The sequence below is a fragment of the Pseudomonas brassicacearum genome (assembly GCF_009601685.2).
Classification (GTDB): domain Bacteria; phylum Pseudomonadota; class Gammaproteobacteria; order Pseudomonadales; family Pseudomonadaceae; genus Aquipseudomonas; species Aquipseudomonas kilonensis_B.
This window is the reverse complement of sequence record NZ_CP045701.2, coordinates 6299700-6318853: the sequence shown is the minus strand read 5'-3', so window position 1 is coordinate 6318853 and position 19154 is coordinate 6299700. Positions and strand designations below refer to the sequence as shown.

Here is a 19154-nt window from a genome sequence, read left to right as displayed (position 1 = left end):
AACGCCTTATGTAGTGTCAACATGCCCTAGCGGCGGTTGTAGCAGAGGTCTAGTATGAGCCGCACTTACGTCAGTCAGGAGGTAAACCATGTCGGCCACCAAGAAGCCTGTAAACACTCCGTTGCACTTGCTCCAACAACTTTCGGGCAGCTTGCTCGAACATTTGGAAAACGCCTGCTCCCAAGCCCTGGCTGATGCTGAAAAACTGCTCGCCAAACTGGAAAAACAACGCGGTAAAGCGCAGGAAAAACTGCACAAGTCGCGCACCAAACTGCAAGACGCAGCCACCGCTGGCAAGGCCAAGGCGCAAGCCAAGGCCAAAGAAGTCGTGAAAGAACTCGAAGACCTGCTCGATGCCTTGAAGGCTCGTCAGTCCGAGACCCGCGCCTACATTCTGCAACTCAAGCGTGATGCCCAGGAAAGCCTGAAACTGGCCCAGGGTGTCGGTCGCGTGCAGGAAGCCGCAGGCAAGGCGCTGACACTTCGTGCCGCCAAGCCTGCCGCTGTATCGGCCAAGAAGTCGGTGGCTAAACCCGTCGCGGCAAAAGCACCGGCCAAAGTCGCTGCCAAGCCTGCGGCGAAAGCGCCGGCCAAAGCTGCCAGCAAGCCTGCTGCCAAACCCGTCGCGGCCAGTGCTGCAAAACCTGCGGCAAAAAAACCAGTCGTCAAGGCGGCTGCCAAGCCCGTCGCAAAAACGGCGGCCGCTAAACCTGCTGCCGCCAGGCCCGCTGCAAAAGCTGCAGCCAAACCTGCCGCTAAAACCGCCGCCGCAAAACCCGCTGCGACGAAAACCGCTGCTGCTAAACCTGTTGCCAAAGCGGCGGTAAAATCCACTGCCAAACCTGCCGCCGCCAAGCCAGCTGCCAAACCTGCGGCAACCAAGACGGCTGCGGCCAAGCCTGCTGCGAAAACGGCTGCCAAGCCCGTCGCTGCCAAAGCACCGGCCAAAGTAGCAGCTAAACCCGCTGCCAAACCGGCTGCGGCAAAACCTGCTGCCAAGCCAGCTGCCGCGAAGCCGGCCGCCGCAAAACCTGCCGCCAAGCCAGCAGCCAAACCTGCCGTGAAAAAGCCAGTCGCTGCAAAGCCTTCGACTGCGCCAGCAGCCAAGCCAGCGACGCCGGCTCCGACCGCGGCACCGGCTCCAACCGCCAGCACTCCGGCGGCCAGCCCGTCCACCGCCGTTGCGCCGAGCACCAGCAGCACCCCAACCAGCGCTTCCTAAGTGCCGGACACCGCGACGCGCAGCTGATGCAGCGCGTCGCGGATCGCTGGCCCGGCATTCGCCGCCAGCCCTTGCAGCCATTGCGCTGAATCGTTCTGTTGTGCCCCGGGCCAATCCTTGGCCAACGCTTGCAATCGCGCCAGCAATTGCCGTTCGGCTGCCAACTCCAGTTGCTTGACCTGCTCGCGCAGGCTATTGAGTGCCGTGTCCTGGAGGGCGCTGGTTTTCCATTGGCTACGAAGCGTGCGCAGCGGCCGCACTACCTCGGTATCCCATGGCTCGGCCACTTGTCGAAGCTGCTGAAGCCTGTGTTCATTGCAGGCCACCCCGCGCTGCGCCAGCCACAAGCCACAAAGCAGCAGGCAGACGTTGGCGCCGGCGTCTTGTGATGCCAGGCAGGCAGGCTCTACGCCGGGCTTGGCATAGAGGTCGAGGGAAAAACTCCACAGGTCAGGGGACATCGTGCTACTCGCGCCAGTTGCGAGCGAAGCTGGTAGACTCCGCCGCCATTATGATCCGACTTCAGAACCTGACTTTACAGCGTGGCCCGCAACGTCTGCTAGAAGACGCCGAGCTGACCCTGCACGCCGGCCACAAAGCCGGCCTCATCGGTGCCAACGGCGCCGGCAAATCGAGCCTGTTCGCCTTGCTGCGAGGCGAGTTGCACCCCGACTCGGGTGATTGCCTGTTGCCGGCCGATTGGCGCATCGCCCACATGCGCCAGGAGGTCGACACCCTCGAGCGCCTGGCGGTGGACTACGTGCTCGATGGCGACCTGCGCCTGCGCCAGGTGCAGCGCGACCTGGCGCAGGCCGAAGCGGCCCACGACGGTGCCGCACAGGCCCGCCTGCACGCGGAACTCGACACTGCCGATGGCTACACCGCCGATGCCCGCGCGCGCAAATTGCTCGCCGGCCTGGGCTTTACCAACGAGCAGATGGATCGCCAGGTCGGGGACTTCTCCGGTGGCTGGCGGATGCGCCTGAACTTGGCCCAGGCCTTGATGTGCCCTTCGGATCTGCTGTTGCTCGATGAGCCGACCAACCACTTGGACCTCGACGCTATCATCTGGCTCGAAGACTGGCTCAAGAGTTACCCCGGCACCCTGCTGCTGATTTCCCACGACCGTGATTTCCTCGACGCGGTGGTGGACCACGTGGCCCATGTCGATCAGCGCAAGCTCACCCTTTACCGCGGCGGCTACAGTGCTTTCGAGCGCGCGCGTGCCGAACGCCTGGCCCAGCAACAGCAGGCCTACGAGAAGCAACAGGCGCAACGTGCGCACATGGAAAGCTACATCGCCCGCTTCAAGGCCCAGGCCACCAAGGCCCGCCAGGCCCAGAGCCGGATCAAGGCGCTGGAGCGGATGGAAGAGCTGTCGGCGGCCCACGTCGATTCGCCGTTTGATTTCGTCTTCCGCGAATCGACCAAGATTTCCAGCCCGCTGATCGACCTGTCCGACGCGCGCCTGGGCTACGGCGACAAGACGGTGCTGGAGAAGGTCAAGCTGCAACTGACCCCGGGTGCGCGGATCGGTCTGCTGGGGCCCAACGGTGCCGGTAAATCGACCCTGATCAAGAACCTTTCCGGCGAACTCCAGCCTCTGGCCGGGCGCCTGACCCGGGGCGAGAACACGGTGGTCGGCTACTTCGCCCAGCATCAGCTCGATTCCCTGGATTCCAAGGCCAGCCCGCTGCTGCACCTGCAACGGTTGGCGCCGACCGAGCGTGAGCAGACCCTGCGCGATTTTCTCGGCGGTTTCGATTTTCGCGGGGCGCGCATCGACGAGCCGGTGCTGAATTTCTCCGGTGGCGAAAAGGCGCGCCTGGCGCTGGCGTTGATTGCCTGGGGCCGGCCGAACCTGTTGCTGCTCGACGAGCCGACCAACCACCTGGACCTGGAGATGCGCCTGGCCCTGACCATGGCGTTGCAAGAATTCAATGGCGCAGTGCTGGTGGTGTCCCACGATCGGCATTTGCTCAAGAGCACCACGGATAATTTCTTCCTGGTGGCCGACGGCAAGGTCGAGGAGTTCGACGGCGACCTGGAAGACTACGCCCGTTGGTTGGTGGAATACCGCCAGCGCAACGCACCGGTCAGCAGCACGCCGGTCAACCCGGACAAGACCGACAAGAAAGCCCAGCGCCAGGCCGCCGCCGCATTGCGCCAGCAACTGGCGCCGCACAAGCGCGAGGCCGACAAGCTCGAAGCCGAGCTGGGCAAGTTGCATGAAAAACTGCAAAAGATCGAAACCAGCCTTGGCGACAGTGGTCTCTACGAGGCGGCGCGCAAGGATGAGTTGCGTGACCTGCTGGCCGAGCAGGCCAAACTGAAGGTTCGGGAAGCGGAGCTCGAGGAGGCGTGGATGCAAGCGCTGGAACTGCTGGAAACCCTGCAAGCGGAGCTGGAGGCATTGTCCTGATGGAAGCGCTGGCGTTGCCTATTCCGGTCATGTGGATCGAGCCGATCTGGCTGGGTGTGCAAATCCTGCTGATCCTGCTGGCCGGTTATGTCGCGCAGCGTGTCGTGGCGCGGACCCTGACAGGCCTGGGCGAGCGTTACCCGTTCCCACCCCAACTGGTCATTATCCTGCGGGGCATACTGCGCTGGCTGATCATGGGCAGCGCAGTGCTGGTGGTGCTCGAACGCCTGGGCGTCTCGGCTACGGTGCTGTGGACGGCACTGTCGGGATTCGTTGCGGTGGCAGCGGTGGCGTTCTTTGCCATCTGGAGCGTGCTGTCGAACCTGCTCTGTGCCGTTTTGATCTACACCGTCGGACCGTTTCGCCTGGGCGATGTGGTCGAGTTGGTGGACACCACCGACAAGCCTGGCATCAAGGGGCGCGTGGTGGCGATCAACCTGCTGTACACCACGCTGATCGAACCCGAGGAACTCGGCACCGGCAGCGCCATGGTGCAAGTACCCAATAGCCTGTTCTTCCAGCGTTCGGTACGACGCTGGCGCGGCAGCGAAGCGTTTCCGGTGGGTGGTTTCGTCGAATGAGCCGGTGCTGGCCGATCGACTGACGTTGCAAAAAGCGGTGGTCAACCGCCCGAAGGCGCATTAGCTTAGGCGGTTAGACGAATCTGAGCCGAGGTGTGCGATGGTGCTGGAAACATGGTTGGCGTTTTTTGCCGCATGCTGGGTGATCAGTCTTTCGCCGGGTGCCGGCGCTATTGCCTCGATGTCCAGCGGTCTGCGATACGGCTTCTGGCGTGGCTACTGGAACGCCTTGGGCCTGCAATTGGGCTTGGCGTTGCAAATCGTGATCGTCGCCGCTGGCGTTGGCGCGATCCTCACGACGTCGGCCACTGCGTTCTATGCGATCAAGTGGTTCGGCGTGGTCTACCTGGTCTACCTGGGTGTCAAACAGTGGCGGGCCATTCCCGGTGACATGACTGACGATGCGTCCCCGCGGCCCATCGGCAAGCCCTTGGCGCTGGTGTTTCGCGGTTTCCTGGTCAACATCAGCAACCCCAAGGCGCTGGTGTTCATGCTGGCGGTGTTGCCGCAGTTCATCAATCCCCATGCACCCTTGATCCAGCAATACCTGATCCTGGGCGTCACCATGGTCGTCGTCGACCTCATCGTCATGGCCGGGTACACCGGGCTGGCGTCCAAAGTCCTGCGACTGTTGCGCTCCCCGAAACAGCAACGGCGGATGAACCGTACCTTCGCGGGTATGTTCATTGGCGCGGCGGGTTTGCTGGCGACGATTCGCAAGGCTGCGGTGTAAAACCGAGCGGGAGTGGAGCTGTAGGAGCTGTCGAGCGAAGCGAGGCTGCGATCTTTTCCCAGGCACTTGAATCTCAAGCGAAAGAAAAAAAGATCGCAGCCTCGCTTCGCTCGGCAGCTCCTACGAGGTCAGCGCAGGATCACCGGCGCTGTGTCCCGAGGCAGGTTGTTGCGCTGCACCTGCTCACCCGGTTGCTGGTAGCTTGGACCGCCGAGCTGTTCGCTCAGTTGCCGCGCCACGTCTTCACCCAGGGCCTTGGACACTTCGCGCACCACCCGTGGACGATTGAGGCTGATGTGAACGTCCCGATGGTTCAACAGCTTGGTGTCCTGGCCTTCGCCCATGGCCGTAAAGGCCGAGGTGATTTCGTAGGTCTTGGTGTTGATAAGGCTGAAGTCCGCCACCAGGGTCAGCGCCAGCACGGCCGAGTAGCTGTCGGTATTGGCCAGCTCGTTGATGTCGCGGGTGAAGTCGATATCCGACACCGTGCCGAACAGCACGTAGTCGGCACCCTTGAAGTTCCCGGCCTTGATGCGCTTGATCACGTCATAGACGTCGCCCTGGGACGCCGCCGTGTAAGGCGTGCCCTGGGTCAGCTGGAACATCCCGCTGCGCAGGATCTCGCCCTTGATGTCGCCGGTGAACTTGCGCAGTTCGCCCTGCTCGATGTAGCTGCTGGTGGCTTCCATCTCGTCGTAGCTCGAGGAAGCGCTGGCGCTGTAAGGGTTCGCCTGGAAGTTGCTCTGCGCTGAAACGGTGTGGATGTATTCTTCCACCCGCTCCTGGTACGCAAGGTCGGTCACCGCGACTTTTGGGGCCGCCTGCGCGCCAAATGCGCAGGCCAGGGCCATGATACCTATCCATGTGCGCATGGTTTAACGCTCCGTGGTCTTGCGGATTTCTTTCTCGTCCATCCACTCGGCCAGACCGCTTTCGACGTCGATCAACTGCAGGCTGAATTTGTAGAAGACGTCCTTGTAGTCGCTGCTGCGCTTGACGATCGAGCTGATGGAGCCTTCGAGGCGGTACTTGGCAGCGATCATGTTGCCGGTCTTGGCCACGGTGCTTTTCTTGTACAGGCCGCTCTGGTTCTGCAGCTTGAGCTGGTCGACCTGGCTGTCCATAGCGGTGTTGTCGCTGGCGAAACGGGCAGCGCCGGTCTTCATCAGTTGGGTCTTGATGCTGGTGGTGATTTCACGGGTATCGATGTATTCGCTGGTCTTGTTCTTCACGTCATAGACCTGGACCACTGGCCGACCCTGCAAAACGCCGGACTGGGCCAGGGAGCGGGTCATGGATTCGGCGATCATTTGCAGGTCGGTGGAGCCGAACTCGTTGGTCACGGTTTCCACGGCCTTGGTGTCACCGTAGCTGATGTTCTTGTTGCCCAGGACCGGCGAGTTGTTGGCACAGCCGCTGACCAGCAGGGCGGCGAGGGCGAGGGAGGAAATGCGTACGAACATGTGGGTGCTCTCAATAACTGTATAAAAGGTTTTGTGGCGATGGGATTTATCCCCGCTGGCTGCGCACTGTAGGAGCTGCCGAAGGCTCGGGCCGCGTTCGGACGATCTTTTGATCTTTCGCTTGCGACTCAAGTGTCTGGGGAAAGATCGCAGCCTCGTTGCACTCGTCAGCTCCTACACAGTGCCTACATCAGCTCCTATGGCCCAGGCTCAAGGCGTATTGATTTCCAAACGGAAATCCACCGCCTTGGGTGTCGGTGCGATGGCCGGCAGGAAACGGGTCTGTTCGCCGTACAGCGTCAGGCTTTTCCAGGTTTCTTCCTCGGCGATCGGAAAGCCTTCCGGCCCCAGCCAGGCAAAGCGGTAATACATCGTCTTGTTGTTGTAGCTGGTGTTGCTCAACTGGACATTGACGGTCATGTAGTCGTTTTCCCGGGCCACGCGCATGGCGCCGACCACGATGTTTTTGGTCTTGCCCATCGCCACGACCTTGCTGGCGGCGCTGCCCGGCTCCGGTGGCGGCGGGGTGGCGCAACCGGCCAGCAAGGCCAGGGCGCCGACGGCGATCAGTTTTAAACGCATGTGAACAAGACTCCGTTCTTAAGGTTGCTTGAGGGCAATGGCAGTCGGGTTGGCGTTTGGCATCACCTGGGCCGACAGGCCACCGGCGAACACCTGGTTACCCACCGCCCGCAGGCTGATGACCTGGTAGCGCTGGTCGACGGTGACCTTGACCACCGAGCCGCCCACCGAGCTTGGCAAGGTGACTTGGTGCTCGCCCTTCTTCAGGCGCAGGCGCACCACCTGGGTGTAGTCGGGCAGGGTGCGCCAGGTCCGGGTGTCGGCACCTTCGAGTACGGCCGAGGTGAGGCCGACGGCCAGGCCGGCCAGTGGGTTGGTATCGTTGATCTGCTTTTGCGCCACGCCACGGGTGATGGCGCGCACGGTCGTGCGCAGGATGATGCCCGGCATGTCGTCGCGCAGGGCGCGGCGGGACATGGCGGTGGTGCTGTTGAGTTGGGTCAGGTCCAACTGACGGCCGTCGACACCGATCTGGCTGAAGGTGGCCGTGGAGGTGTCAGGCTTGATCAGCGGGAACGACAACGGCGTGATGACCAGGTTGCCGCTGATCGGCAAGGGCAGGGGAATGCGGATCGAGTCCCGGGACGGTGCCAGGCCGCTCTGCACCACGATCAGGATGTCGCTGTCGTCGTTCTTGGCGGCAGGCTTGTCGAGGTTGAGCAGGGCCTGCTCCAGCAGCGGGGTGTTGGGGCGCAGTTCAGCTGCCTGGCGGTAACCCGGTGCGGCCAGGTCCCTTTCACCCAGGGCTTCATAGACGAAGCCGGCCAGGTAATGGCTGAACGCGCTCTGGTAACTGTTTTTCAGGCTGACCACTTCCGGGGCGTCGAGGCTGGCCACCGGGTAACCCTTGAGGTCTTTGTATTCGGTCTTGACCCCTTGCTTCTCGGCGTCTTCCTCGCGCTTGAGGTATTCCTTGTCCCGCAGGTCGGCGATCACCGCTTCGCGTTCGTGGGTCTTCTTGATCTGGGTCCGCGCCCCGTCGAAGTCATTCACAGCCAGCAGGTTCAGCGCCATCTGCGTGGTCAGCATGACCTTTTCGTAATCGTAGCCTTCGTAGCGGCGGACCTTATCGTTGACCAGGAAGCTGCCGAACTGGGCCAGGTACTTGGCCGTGTCGAGTTTGACCGCGTCTTCCCATTGGCCAACCTGTTGATCGGCGCTGGTCCAGGCCGTCTGGCTGCCAGACAAATCGCCCTTGGCGCGCAGCAGCTCACCTTTCTCGAAGTAGTACAGCAGGTCCTTGTCCTGGCTGGCGTTGTTCTTTTCCAGCAGCGTCAATGCGGCGTCGATATTGCCGGAAGCCAGCTGCTGGTTGGTCTGGGCCAATTCGCTGTCGTAGTTGCGAAAGGCCGAACAGCCGGACAACAAGGTGATCGCGCCAAGGGCGACCGAAAAAACGGCACGGGATGCCATGAACATTTCTTCCCTGAGAAACAGCCGGGGGTTTGCGGGTCGGGCTGGGGCGATCCCACGGACAAGCGTCGGGACGCTGTCGGTTCCTCATAAAAAGAGGAGCTTTTATGCCATCTAACAATAAGAAAGCGGCGCGATTATAAACATGGCGCTTGGCTATGTAATGGCTTTTCAATCTCGAAGTGCCTTTTTTTTGACATCACCTCCAAAGCAGGAAATCCGATGAAAATGTGCCGCCAAAGCACATCGGCTCTTGAGCCAAAGTCATTGGAAGTGAACAATGTGTTACTTCTTATTACCAACCGAGAGTCATTCATGACTGCGCCGTTCCGTTTCCTGGCCTGGCTTGCACTGCCATTGCTTGTGCTGTGCAGCACTCCGCTGCTGGCCGACACCGTCGAGGGCGCCCCCCAGGCGCTGCATTTGCTGGATTACATCGGCGCGGACTACCCTGCGACGGTGGAGGCAGGCAAGGTCATCGAGGAGGGGGAATACCGCGAGCAGCTGGAATTCACCCAGGTGCTGGCAGGCTTGATCGCCGGGCTGCCGGCCAAGCCGGAAAAGACTGAGCTGGTCCAAGGCATCGATACCTTGCGCCGTGCGATTACCCAGCGCCAGGGCGGCGAGGATGTCGCCCGCCTGACGCGGCAACTGGGGGCCAGGTTGGCGGTGGCGTATGAAGTCAGCCAGGCGCCGGTCATCACTCCCGATCCTTCCCGCGGTGCGCCGCTGTATGCCCAGAATTGCTCGGTGTGCCATGGGGCCAACGGTGCTGGCGACGGTCCTGCCGGTGTCGGCCTGGAACCGCCGCCCGCCAACTTGCGGGACGCCCAGCGCCTGGATCGCCTGAGTCTTTATGCGATCTACAACACCGTCGGCATGGGCATCGAGGGCACCGACATGCCGGCCTTCGCTGATCAACTCGACGACCGTCAGCGTTGGGACCTGGCGACCTACATCGCCAGTCTCAGCGCCGACCCGGCCGCTGCCAAAGGTGAACAGGTCTTCAACCTCGCTGACCTGGCGCGCCAGACCCCGGCCGAAGTCCTCGCCGTGCAAGGCCCAGCAGCGGCGGCGACGTTCCGTGCCCAGCGTGCCCAGCCGCCGCAGGTGCAACGAGGCCCGGGGCAGTTGCTCGACTACACGGCGGCCACCCTGGATAAAAGCATTGCGGCGTACCGTGCCGGTGACCACGACCAGGCCTACGACCTGTCGGTGGCCGCTTACCTGGAAGGTTTCGAGCTGGTGGAAAGCTCGCTGGATAACGTCGACGCCAACGTACGCAAGGACACTGAAAAGTCCCTGATGGCCTACCGTCAGTCTTTGCAGGACGGTTTGCCGGTCGAGCAGGCGGTCCAGCGCCTGGACGCGGCCAAGGCCAAGTTGAAGGAGTCCGCCGGCCTGCTGGGCGGCGATGGCTTGAGCTGGTCGCTGAGCTATATCTCAGGGTTGTTGATTCTGCTGCGCGAAGGGCTGGAAGCGATCCTGGTGCTGGCGGCGATCCTGGCGTTCCTGCGCAACACCGGCCAGCAGTCGGCCGTGCGCAGCGTCAACGTTGGGTGGGGGTTGGCGCTGTTGGCCGGCCTGGCGACCTGGGGGCTGGCGGCATATGTGATCGACGTCAGCGGTGCCCAGCGTGAACTGCTCGAAGGCGCGACGGCGTTGTTCGCCAGTGTGATGGTGCTGTGGCTGGGGGTGTGGATGCACGACCGTCGCCACGCTGCGGCCTGGCAGGACTACATCAAGAGCAGCCTGGTGGGCGGCGGTGGTCGTTTTGGTTTTGCGATCCTGGCGTTCTTCTCGGTCTATCGTGAACTGTTCGAAGTGATCCTGTTCTACGAAACCCTGTGGCTGCAGGCGGGCCCCGCCGGGCATGACGCAGTGCTGGCCGGCGGCGCGACGGCGTTGGTATTGCTGGTCGGGTTGGCCTGGGTGATCCTGCGCGGCTCGGCGAAACTGCCGCTGGCATTGTTCTTCAGCATCAATGCCGGGTTGCTGTGCGCGCTGTCGGTGGTATTCGCCGGTCACGGCGTGAAGGCGTTGCAGGAGGCCGGGATCTTCGGCACCCGTCCGGTGGCGTTCTTTGACTTCGACTGGCTGGGCATTCATGCCGATGCCTATTCGCTGGCCGCTCAAGTGGTGGCGATCCTGGCGATCGTGGTGCTGTATGGGCGCAGTTGGGTGGTGGAGAAGCGTCGGGTTCAGGTTTCCTGAACAGCGGCATTCGCTGCGCTCATGATCGCGAGCAAGCTTTGCTCCCACACAAGCTTTTTTCCCACAGGCTATGGAAGCAAGGCTTGTGGGAGCAAGGCTTGCCCGCGATGCTTTTAATCCAGAGGAAATCACTCAATGCGTGTATGGATCGACGCCGATGCCTGTCCCAAGGCCGCGAAGGAACTGGTGGTCAAGTTCGCCTTGAAGCGCAGGTTCGAGGTGGTGCTGGTGGCCGGCCAGCCGCAGATCAAGCCGGCCCTGGCTTGTGTGAAGCTGATCGTGGTGCCCAGTGGCCCTGACGCGGCGGACGATTACCTGGTGGAGCACGCCGAGCCGGGTGAACTGGTGATCTGCAGCGACGTGCCCTTGGCCGACCGGTTGGTGAAGAAGGGCGTCGCCGCCCTGGATCCACGCGGCAAAGAGTTCGATGCCCAGAACATGGGCGATCGCCTGGCGGTGCGCAACCTGTTCACCGATTTACGTGAACAGGGCCACATGGGCGGCGGCCCGGCGGCGTACAGCGAGCGGGACAAGCAAGGGTTTGCCAATGCGCTGGACCGGATCCTGACGCGCCTGAGCCGGATCTCCTGAGTCTTGCCTCAATTCCCTTGTGGGGGCGGTGTTGGGTCAGGCGTCGTTCTCGTGCGTCAGCTCCAACACCCGATCCACCAGCTTGTTGATGCCAGAAGCCGCTTCGCTGATGTTTTGCGCCAGCATGTAGGCCGGGGTGCTGACCAGTTTGCGCGCGCGGTCTTCGACGATATCGGTGACGGTGCACTCTTCGTGAGTGCCTCCCATTTTGATCACGGCGGCGGCAGTGTCGGCGTCGTTGCCAATGGTGCAGACCACGCCCGGGCCATAGATTTTCGCCGCCAGGGCCGGGGAAATGCAGATCAGCCCGACCGGTTTGCCGGCTTCGGCAAAGGCCTCGGTCAGTGCCAGGACCTCTGGCTGGACCGTGCAGCCGGCGCCTTCGACGGCAAAGTTGGACAGGTTTTTCGCCGAGCCAAAACCACCGGGGATGATCAGGGCGTCGAAGTCCTCGACCCTGGCTTCACGCAAGTCCTTTACGTTACCCCTGGCGATCCGTGCCGATTCCACCAGCACGTTGCGGCTCTCGGGCATTTCCTCGCCGGTCAGGTGATTGATCACATGCAACTGGGCAATATTGGGGGCAAAGCACTGGACGTGAGCCCCACGCTGATCGAGACGCAGCAAGGTGATCACGCTTTCGTGGATCTCGGCGCCGTCATACACGCCACAGCCGGAAAGGATCACTGCAATTTTTTTGCTCATGGGCTTTTCTCCAGATTCATGGCGTTAAATGTCTACTAATTTGTCACTCGTTGCCATAGGGGGATCGGGCAGCTACACCTAATCTGCCGACTATCTCCCTGCCTTGCATGCCCGGGTTGCGTCATGAATTTCATCCTGTATGCCGTGCCGTTTTTCTTCGTGCTGATCGCCGTCGAGTTGCTGGCCGATCGCTGGCGGGGCGTGAGCCACTACCGTGTGGCAGACGCGATCAACAGCTTGAGCACTGGTGTGCTGTCGACCACCACGGGCCTGTTGACCAAAGGCGTGGGGTTGGTGACCTACGCCTTTGCGTTGAAACACCTGGCTGTCATCGAGCTGCCTGCCGACCGCGCCTGGACCTGGGTGTTTGCCTTTGTGCTCTACGACTTCTGCTATTACTGGCTGCACCGCATGGGCCATGAACGCAACATCCTCTGGGCCGCCCATTCGGTGCACCACCAGAGCGAGGACTACAACCTTTCCACTGCGTTGCGCCAGACCAGCACCGGCTTCCTGCTGAGCTGGATCTTCTACCTCCCGCTCGCCGTGCTGGGCGTGCCGCTGGTGGTCTTCGTCAGCGTCGCGGCGTTGAATCTGCTGTATCAATTCTGGGTCCACACCCAGCACATTCCCAAGCTCGGCTGGCTGGAGTGGTGCTTCGTTACGCCGTCCAATCATCGTGCCCACCATGCACAGAACCCTCTCTACATGGATCGCAACTACGGCGGGGTGTTCATTATTTGGGACCGTCTGTTTGGCACTTTCCAGGAAGAAGACGCCAACGAACCGGTGATTTTCGGCGTGACCACGCCACTGGCCAGCTGGAATCCGTTGTGGGCCAACCTGCAGTTCTATGCACAGCTGTGGGCCGATGCGCGGCGGGCCGAACGCTGGAGGGACAAGCTGCGGATCTGGTTCATGCCCACCGGTTGGCGACCGGCGGACGTCGCGGCCAAGTACCCGCTGAACAAGCCGGACCTGAGCCAGTTCCGCAAATTCGAAGTGCCGTTGGATGCGCGCCAGCAGTGGTACGTGGGGCTGCAGTTCTGCGTCTACATTGCCCTGGGCAGTTATTTGATGAACCTTGAAAGCCGCCTGCCGGTCGCCGCCCTGGTGCTGGGTTGGGGCGCCGTGGCATTGGGGCTGTTCGTGTTGGGCGTGGCCCTGGAGAATCGCCCGTGGGCGCTGAGGCTGGAGCTGTTGCGGTTGGCCTCGAACCTGCCGCTGGTATGGCTGGCGCCATTGGCCGGATTGTGGCCGGCCAGCGCTGTGATGAGCCATGGGGCCTGGGCCGGGCTGCTCAGCTACAGCCTGCTCAGCGGCATCGGGCTGTATTGTTGTCGCAGCCGGTTTACTCGGTTGGCGTCGTAGGTTCGCTGGACCGGGCTCGCTCCAGGCGCTCGGCTTCGAGGACTTTCCTGGCCAGCCGCGCATTCTTGATGCGTCGGCGCAGCCACAAGACCAGGCCCAGCACCAGCAGCGCGCCGAGTACCCACAACTCATACTTCTTGATGCTGCCCAGCATGCCTTCGAGCACTGCGCCAAAGTGGTACGCGGCAGCGGCCAACGCCGTGGCCCAGACTGCCGCACCGATGCCGTTGAGCAACAGGTATCGGCCTGGCGGATAGCCTGACAGGCCGATCGCCACCGGCATCACCGTGCGCAGGCCATAGACGAAACGGAAGCTCAGGACCCAGATGTCCGGATGCCGGCGAATGTGCTCCAGCGCCCGATCCCCCATCAATTGCCAGCGCGGCTTGCGGGCCAGGAGCTTGCGCCCGTGCTTGCGTCCCAGGAAATACCACAGCTGATCGCCCGCGTAGCTGCCGCAGAACGCCACGACCACCACCAGATTGATGTCCATGTAGCCACGGAACGCCAGGAAACCTGCGAGCACGAGGATAGTTTCGCCTTCGAAGAACGTGCCGATAAACAAGGCCAAGTAGCCGAAGTCATGCAGAAATTGTTGGAGCATTGTCTGGGTGCTGGCGAAATGAACGCGCAGCCTAACCCTTCAGGCACATTCAGGAAAGTATCGAAATGTGTCTCGACGTGAACAATTCCTGCAATGACAATAACTGCGACGACAGGACGCAGGTGCACATAACTGTAATGTCTTCGTCATAATGGGCGCTTATAACTGTCACGCTCGCCCGTCAGCACGGGCTCAGGAGTCTGCCGTGAGCTTTACCCCCGCCAATCGTCTGTTCCCTGCTACTCGCCTGCGTCGCAACCGCCGTGATGAGTTCTCTCGTCGGCTGGTGCGTGAAAACGTGCTGACCACCAATGACCTGATCCTGCCGGTGTTCGTGCTGGACGGTGAGAACCGTCGCGAAGCGGTGGCGTCGATGCCCGGGGTGGAACGCCTGACCATCGACCTGCTGCTCGAAGAAGCCGCTCACTGGGTCGAGCTGGGCATTCCGGCGCTGGCGCTGTTCCCGGTCACGCCACCGACACTCAAGTCCCTGGACGCCGCGCAAGCCTGGAACCCGGAGGGCATCGCCCAGCGCGCGACCCGCGCCCTGCGCGCGCGCTTCCCGGAGCTGGGGGTGATCACTGACGTGGCGCTGGACCCGTTCACCACCCACGGGCAGGACGGTATCCTCGATGAAGAGGGCTACGTGCAGAACGACATTACGGTCGATGCACTGGTCAGGCAGGCGTTGTCCCACGCCGAGGCCGGAGCCCAGGTGGTGGCGCCGTCGGACATGATGGACGGGCGCATCCAGGCGATCCGCGAAGCCCTCGAGGTGGCCGGTCACGTCAACGTGCGGATCATGGCCTACTCGGCCAAGTACGCCAGCGCCTATTACGGCCCGTTCCGCGACGCGGTCGGCTCGGCCCTGAACCTGGGCAAGGCCAACAAGGCCTCTTATCAGATGGACCCGGCCAACAGTCAGGAAGCCTTGCACGAAGTGGCGGCTGACTTGTCAGAAGGGGCAGACATGGTCATGGTCAAGCCTGGCATGCCTTACCTCGACATTCTTTGCCGGGTCAAAGACGAATTCAAAGTGCCGACCTTTGTTTATCAGGTCAGCGGCGAGTACGCGATGCACATGGCCGCGATCCAGAACGGCTGGTTGGGCGAAGGGGTGATCCTGGAGTCCTTGACCGCTTTCAAGCGTGCAGGCGCTGATGGCATCCTGACTTACTTTGCTGTGCGCGCCGCCCAATTGTTACGAGAGCAGAAATAGCCTCCCAGGAACTTGCGATGAATACCGAAGGACTCTCCGAAGTTGCCGTAAAAGACGCTCAACCCGTGGTCGAGCAGGTTGCCGAGACACCGCCGGCATTGGAGCCCGCTGCCCCAGCTGCCGTCGAGCCTGCACCGGCCCCGGCGATTGTGATTCCCAACCTGGATGACAGCAGCCTGTACATCCATCGCGAGCTGTCGCAACTGCAGTTCAACATCCGCGTGCTGGAGCAGGCGCTGGACGAGTCCTACCCGCTGCTGGAACGGCTGAAGTTCCTGCTGATCTTTTCCAGCAACCTGGATGAGTTTTTCGAAATCCGCGTCGCCGGGCTGAAGAAGCAGATCACCTTCGCCCGTGAACAGGCCGGCGCCGACGGCTTGCAACCGCACCAGGCCCTGGCGCGCATCAGCGAGCTGGTCCACGGTCACGTTGACCGGCAGTACGCGATCCTCAACGACATCCTGTTGCCGGAGCTGGAAAAGCACCAGGTGCGTTTCATTCGTCGCCGCAACTGGAACACCAAGATCAAGACCTGGGTGCGCCGTTATTTCCGCGACGAGATCGCGCCGATCATCACCCCGATCGGCCTCGATCCGACGCACCCGTTCCCGCTGCTGGTCAACAAGAGCCTGAACTTCATCGTCGAGCTGGAAGGCGTCGATGCCTTCGGTCGCGATTCCGGCCTGGCGATCATTCCGGCGCCACGCCTGCTGCCGCGCATCATCCGCGTGCCGGAAGACGTCGGTGGCCCCGGCGACAATTATGTGTTCCTGTCGTCGATGATCCACGCCCACGCCGATGACCTGTTCCAGGGCATGAAGGTGAAGGGGTGCTACCAGTTCCGCCTGACGCGTAACGCCGACCTGTCGGTGGACACCGAGGACGTCGAAGACCTGGCCCGCGCCCTGCGCGGCGAGCTGTTCTCCCGTCGCTACGGCGATGCGGTGCGCCTGGAAGTGGCCGATACCTGCCCGAAACACCTGTCCGACTACCTGCTCAAGCAGTTCAACCTGCATGAGACCGAGCTGTATCAGGTCAACGGCCCGGTCAACCTGACCCGCCTGTTCAGCATCACCGGCCTGGACAGCCATCCGGAACTGCAATACCTGCCGTTCACGCCGCAGATCCCGAAACTGCTGCAAAACAGCGAGAACATTTTCAGTGTGGTCAGCAAGCAGGACATCTTGCTGTTGCACCCGTTCGAGTCGTTCACGCCGGTGGTCGATTTGCTGCGCCAGGCCGCCAAGGACCCCCACGTCCTTGCAGTGCGCCAGACCCTGTACCGCAGCGGCGCCAACTCGGAAATCGTCGACGCCCTGGTGGACGCGGCGCGAAACGGCAAGGAAGTCACGGCAGTGATCGAATTGCGCGCGCGCTTCGACGAGGAATCCAACCTGCAACTGGCCAGCCGCCTGCAAGCGGCCGGCGCGGTGGTGATCTATGGCGTGGTCGGCTTCAAGACCCACGCCAAGATGATGCTTATCCTGCGCCGTGAAGCCGGTGAGATCGTGCGTTACGCCCACTTGGGCACCGGTAACTACCACGCCGCCAACGCGCGCCTGTACACCGACTACAGCCTGCTGACCTCTGACGATGCCTTGTGCGAAGACGTCGGCAAGCTGTTCAGCCAGTTGATCGGCATGGGCAAGACCTTGCGCATGAAGAAACTGCTGCATGCGCCGTTCACGCTGAAAAAGGGCATGCTCGACATGATCGCCCGGGAGACGCAGTTCGCCCTGGATGGCAAGCCGGCCCACATTATTGCCAAGTTCAACTCGCTGACCGACCCGAAGATCATTCGTGCGTTGTACAAGGCCAGCCAGTCGGGCGTGCGCATCGACCTGGTGGTGCGTGGCATGTGCTGCCTGCGGCCGGGCATTGCCGGGGTGTCCCATAACATCCACGTACGCTCGATCATCGGGCGCTTCCTGGAACATACGCGGGTGTTCTATTTCCTCAATGGCGGTGAGGAGCAGATGTTCCTGTCCAGCGCCGACTGGATGGAGCGCAACCTCGACAAGCGGGTCGAGACCTGCTTCCCGGTGGAAGGCAAGAAGCTGATCCTGCGGGTCAAGAAGGAGCTGGAAAGCTACCTTACCGACAACACCCACAGCTGGAGCTTGCAGTCGGATGGCCGTTACATCCGCAACACGCCGACCGGCAACCAGAACCCGCGCAGCGCCCAGGCGACCTTGCTCGAGCGCTTGAGCAGCCCGGTGTTGGCGGTTCGTTAAGTTCAGCGGCGGGGGCGATTGCTCCCGCGGAGCTGTACTGTAGGAGCTGCCGAAGGCTGCGATCTTTTGATCTTTTGATCTTTCGCTTGAGACTCAAGCGTCAGGGGGAAAGATCGCAGCCTCGCTTCGCTCGGCAGCTCCTACAGGCCCGGCGGGGGCAGGCGGGATTGCAGAGCCACCGGCAAGCAATCAGTGAATGTTCAACACAATCGCGACCCGGGTCAGCCAGTCGGCTTCCTGGGCGAAGTCGGCCTGGGTCAGCTGATTCTCTTCCAGCCAACCTTCTGGGAACAACACATCCAACTGATCGCCATTGGCGTGCAGGGCCACCTGGGGCATTTCCTGGGTGCCACGGATGTGATGGAACAGGATCGCAAAGCGCAGCAGCACGCACAGGCGAATCAGCTTGATGCCGTCATCGCCGAACTCGGCAAATTTATCCTTGGGAATGTTGCGCCGATGGCCGCGCACCAATAGCGCGAGCATTTGCTGGTCTTCCCGGGAGAAGCCCGCCAGGTCCGAATGCTCGATCAGGTAGGCGCCATGCTTGTGGTAGTGATAGTGGGCAATGTCCAGGCCCACTTCATGGACCTTGGCGGCCCAGCCCAGCAACTCGCGCCAGACCCCGTCGTTCAAGTCCCAGTCATCGGCGACCTGGTCGAAGGCGTGCAGCGCCTTGCGCTCGACCCGTACGGCTTGTTCCAGGTCGACGTGATAGCGCTCCATCAGCGAGCCCAGGGTGCGCTCGCGCACGTCTTCGTGGTGATGACGCCCCAGCAGGTCGTAGAGCACGCCTTCGCGCAGGGCGCCTTCGCAGTGGTCCATGCGTTGCAGCTCGAGGGCGTCGAAAATCGCCTCGAGGATCGCCAGGCCCGCGGGGAAAATCGCCCGGCGATCGGGCTTGATGCCTTCGAAATCGATCTTGTCCACATCGCCGAGCTTGAACATCCTGCGCTTGAGCCAGGCCAGCCCTTCGGCGTTGACCTCGCCAGTGCCGTGGCCGCCGGCCTTGAGGGCCAGGCCGATGGCCCGAATGGTTCCCGAGGAGCCGATGGCTTCGTCCCAGGTCAGGCGGTGCAGGGCGTGTTCGATACTCATGATTTCCAGGCGCGCCGCCGTGTAGGCCTGGGCGTAGCGGGCCGGGGTGATCTTGCCGTCGCGGAAATAACGCTGGGTGTAGCTGACGCAACCCATCTGCAGACTTTCGCGCAGCAGCGGTTCGAAGCGCTGGCCGATGATGAATTCGGTACTGCCGCCGCCAATGTCCGCCACCAGACGCTTGCCCGGGGTGTCGGCCAGGGTGTGGGAGACGCCCAGATAGATCAGGCGGGCTTCTTCACGGCCGGAAATTACCTCCACCGGATGCCCGAGGATTTCCTCGGCGCGGTGGATGAATTCGGTGCGGTTGCGGGCCTCGCGCAAGGCGTTGGTTCCCACTATTCGCACGGCCCCCAGGGGCATGCCATTGATCAGTTGGGCAAAGCGTTTCAGGCAATCGAGCCCGCGCTGCATCGATTCTTCGCTGAGCTTGCGCTCGTCATCGATACCGGCGGCCAACTGAACCTTCTCGCCGAGCCGCTCCAAAATCCGGATTTCACCGTTCTGGGCCTTGGCGACGACCATATGGAAGCTGTTGGAGCCTAGGTCGATAGCAGCGATCAGGGACAGATTCTTGGCTTGGGATAGCGGCATGGTCAAAAAGTCTCGGTCGATAACCTCGCCATCCTGCCACGATCAACCGCTTACGCCAACGCACCTGAACCAAACCCTTGAGCCAGAGCAGTGTTGGCTTGGCTTCCC

General features: G+C 62.1%; 17 protein-coding genes. 9 read left to right on the top strand and 8 right to left on the bottom strand.

Annotated features, from left to right (window positions below; all coding sequences use genetic code 11):
* Positions 1–88: 88 nt before the first annotated feature.
* The gene (locus GFU70_RS27540; RefSeq protein ID WP_153389063.1) at positions 89–1222 is read left to right on the top strand and encodes an AlgP family protein; all 1134 of its coding nucleotides are present in this window, start codon (positions 89–91) and stop codon (positions 1220–1222) included.
* Here GFU70_RS27540 and GFU70_RS27535 read toward each other — a convergent pair.
* Positions 1219–1683: a TIGR02444 family protein gene (locus GFU70_RS27535; protein WP_058542314.1), complete on the bottom strand. Its 465-nt coding sequence runs from the start codon at positions 1681–1683 to the stop codon at positions 1219–1221. The genes GFU70_RS27540 and GFU70_RS27535 overlap by 4 nt on opposite strands.
* Positions 1684–1733: 50 nt before the next feature.
* Between GFU70_RS27535 and GFU70_RS27530 the strand changes: the two genes are divergently transcribed.
* The 3 genes from GFU70_RS27530 (at position 1734) to rhtB (ending at position 4958) form a co-directional block, all read left to right on the top strand.
* Entirely contained in the window at positions 1734–3644 is a 1911-nt protein-coding gene (locus GFU70_RS27530; RefSeq protein ID WP_058542313.1) for an ATP-binding cassette domain-containing protein, read from the top strand.
* On the top strand, positions 3644–4225 hold the full coding sequence (locus GFU70_RS27525; protein ID WP_058542312.1) for a mechanosensitive ion channel family protein: 582 nt from the start codon (positions 3644–3646) through the stop codon (positions 4223–4225). The genes GFU70_RS27530 and GFU70_RS27525 overlap by 1 nt, the downstream gene beginning before the upstream one ends.
* A gap of 100 nt (positions 4226–4325) precedes the next feature.
* Complete coding sequence (rhtB, locus tag GFU70_RS27520) at positions 4326–4958, top strand: homoserine/homoserine lactone efflux protein (protein WP_058542311.1); 633 nt, start codon at positions 4326–4328, stop codon at positions 4956–4958.
* A 128-nt stretch (positions 4959–5086) separates the two neighbouring features.
* On the opposite strand, the gene GFU70_RS27515 is transcribed toward rhtB, so the two are convergent.
* From GFU70_RS27515 to GFU70_RS27500, 4 genes are all read right to left on the bottom strand, one after another.
* A complete protein-coding gene (locus GFU70_RS27515; protein ID WP_058542310.1) occupies positions 5087–5830 on the bottom strand; it encodes a hypothetical protein in 744 nt (247 codons plus the stop codon).
* A 3-nt stretch (positions 5831–5833) separates the two neighbouring features.
* Entirely contained in the window at positions 5834–6421 is a 588-nt protein-coding gene (gene lpoB / locus GFU70_RS27510; protein WP_058542309.1) for a penicillin-binding protein activator LpoB, read from the bottom strand.
* A 210-nt stretch (positions 6422–6631) separates the two neighbouring features.
* Positions 6632–7003 carry a YcfL family protein gene (locus GFU70_RS27505; RefSeq protein WP_153389062.1) on the bottom strand — a complete coding sequence of 124 codons (372 nt, stop codon included), beginning with the start codon at positions 7001–7003 and terminating at the stop codon, positions 6632–6634.
* An 18-nt stretch (positions 7004–7021) separates the two neighbouring features.
* Entirely contained in the window at positions 7022–8416 is a 1395-nt protein-coding gene (locus tag GFU70_RS27500) for a COG3014 family protein (protein ID WP_153389061.1), read from the bottom strand.
* A 315-nt stretch (positions 8417–8731) separates the two neighbouring features.
* Here GFU70_RS27500 and GFU70_RS27495 point away from each other — a divergent pair, with 315 nt between their 5' ends.
* Together GFU70_RS27495 and GFU70_RS27490 are read left to right on the top strand one after the other, a co-directional pair.
* Positions 8732–10630 (top strand): cytochrome c/FTR1 family iron permease, encoded by a 1899-nt coding sequence (locus GFU70_RS27495; RefSeq protein ID WP_153389060.1) that lies wholly within the window; start codon positions 8732–8734, stop codon positions 10628–10630.
* 135 nt (positions 10631–10765) lie between these two features.
* Entirely contained in the window at positions 10766–11221 is a 456-nt protein-coding gene (locus GFU70_RS27490) for a YaiI/YqxD family protein (RefSeq protein ID WP_116643626.1), read from the top strand.
* A 36-nt stretch (positions 11222–11257) separates the two neighbouring features.
* Here the strand turns inward: GFU70_RS27490 and elbB are convergent, their stop codons facing one another.
* On the bottom strand, positions 11258–11926 hold the full coding sequence (gene elbB / locus GFU70_RS27485) for an isoprenoid biosynthesis glyoxalase ElbB (RefSeq protein ID WP_058542305.1): 669 nt from the start codon (positions 11924–11926) through the stop codon (positions 11258–11260).
* 123 nt (positions 11927–12049) lie between these two features.
* On the opposite strand from elbB, the gene GFU70_RS27480 reads away from it, so the two are divergent.
* On the top strand, positions 12050–13297 hold the full coding sequence (locus GFU70_RS27480; protein ID WP_058542304.1) for a sterol desaturase family protein: 1248 nt from the start codon (positions 12050–12052) through the stop codon (positions 13295–13297).
* Here the strand turns inward: GFU70_RS27480 and GFU70_RS27475 are convergent.
* Positions 13278–13901 (bottom strand): DedA family protein, encoded by a 624-nt coding sequence (locus GFU70_RS27475; protein ID WP_058542303.1) that lies wholly within the window; start codon positions 13899–13901, stop codon positions 13278–13280. The genes GFU70_RS27480 and GFU70_RS27475 overlap by 20 nt on opposite strands.
* A gap of 205 nt (positions 13902–14106) precedes the next feature.
* On the opposite strand from GFU70_RS27475, the gene hemB reads away from it, so the two are divergent.
* Entirely contained in the window at positions 14107–15120 is a 1014-nt protein-coding gene (gene hemB / locus GFU70_RS27470) for a porphobilinogen synthase (RefSeq protein WP_024619873.1), read from the top strand.
* A gap of 17 nt (positions 15121–15137) precedes the next feature.
* Positions 15138–17354, top strand: coding sequence for a polyphosphate kinase 1 (ppk1, locus tag GFU70_RS27465; protein ID WP_058542302.1), 2217 nt, complete (start codon positions 15138–15140; stop codon positions 17352–17354).
* A 189-nt stretch (positions 17355–17543) separates the two neighbouring features.
* Here the strand turns inward: ppk1 and ppx are convergent, their stop codons facing one another.
* Positions 17544–19046 (bottom strand): exopolyphosphatase, encoded by a 1503-nt coding sequence (ppx, locus tag GFU70_RS27460; protein WP_058542301.1) that lies wholly within the window; start codon positions 19044–19046, stop codon positions 17544–17546.
* Between the last annotated feature and the right edge of the window lie 108 nt (positions 19047–19154).

Coding starts and splice junctions, on each gene's coding strand:
- GFU70_RS27540 (WP_153389063.1), top strand. CDS start 89: ATGTCGGCCACCAAGAAGCCTGTAAACACTCCGTTGCACTTGCTCCAA.
- GFU70_RS27535 (WP_058542314.1), bottom strand. CDS start 1,683: ATGTCCCCTGACCTGTGGAGTTTTTCCCTCGACCTCTATGCCAAGCCC.
- GFU70_RS27530 (WP_058542313.1), top strand. CDS start 1,734: ATGATCCGACTTCAGAACCTGACTTTACAGCGTGGCCCGCAACGTCTG.
- GFU70_RS27525 (WP_058542312.1), top strand. CDS start 3,644: ATGGAAGCGCTGGCGTTGCCTATTCCGGTCATGTGGATCGAGCCGATC.
- rhtB (WP_058542311.1), top strand. CDS start 4,326: ATGGTGCTGGAAACATGGTTGGCGTTTTTTGCCGCATGCTGGGTGATC.
- GFU70_RS27515 (WP_058542310.1), bottom strand. CDS start 5,830: ATGCGCACATGGATAGGTATCATGGCCCTGGCCTGCGCATTTGGCGCG.
- lpoB (WP_058542309.1), bottom strand. CDS start 6,421: ATGTTCGTACGCATTTCCTCCCTCGCCCTCGCCGCCCTGCTGGTCAGC.
- GFU70_RS27505 (WP_153389062.1), bottom strand. CDS start 7,003: ATGCGTTTAAAACTGATCGCCGTCGGCGCCCTGGCCTTGCTGGCCGGT.
- GFU70_RS27500 (WP_153389061.1), bottom strand. CDS start 8,416: ATGGCATCCCGTGCCGTTTTTTCGGTCGCCCTTGGCGCGATCACCTTG.
- GFU70_RS27495 (WP_153389060.1), top strand. CDS start 8,732: ATGACTGCGCCGTTCCGTTTCCTGGCCTGGCTTGCACTGCCATTGCTT.
- GFU70_RS27490 (WP_116643626.1), top strand. CDS start 10,766: ATGCGTGTATGGATCGACGCCGATGCCTGTCCCAAGGCCGCGAAGGAA.
- elbB (WP_058542305.1), bottom strand. CDS start 11,926: ATGAGCAAAAAAATTGCAGTGATCCTTTCCGGCTGTGGCGTGTATGAC.
- GFU70_RS27480 (WP_058542304.1), top strand. CDS start 12,050: ATGAATTTCATCCTGTATGCCGTGCCGTTTTTCTTCGTGCTGATCGCC.
- GFU70_RS27475 (WP_058542303.1), bottom strand. CDS start 13,901: ATGCTCCAACAATTTCTGCATGACTTCGGCTACTTGGCCTTGTTTATC.
- ppk1 (WP_058542302.1), top strand. CDS start 15,138: ATGAATACCGAAGGACTCTCCGAAGTTGCCGTAAAAGACGCTCAACCC.
- ppx (WP_058542301.1), bottom strand. CDS start 19,046: ATGCCGCTATCCCAAGCCAAGAATCTGTCCCTGATCGCTGCTATCGAC.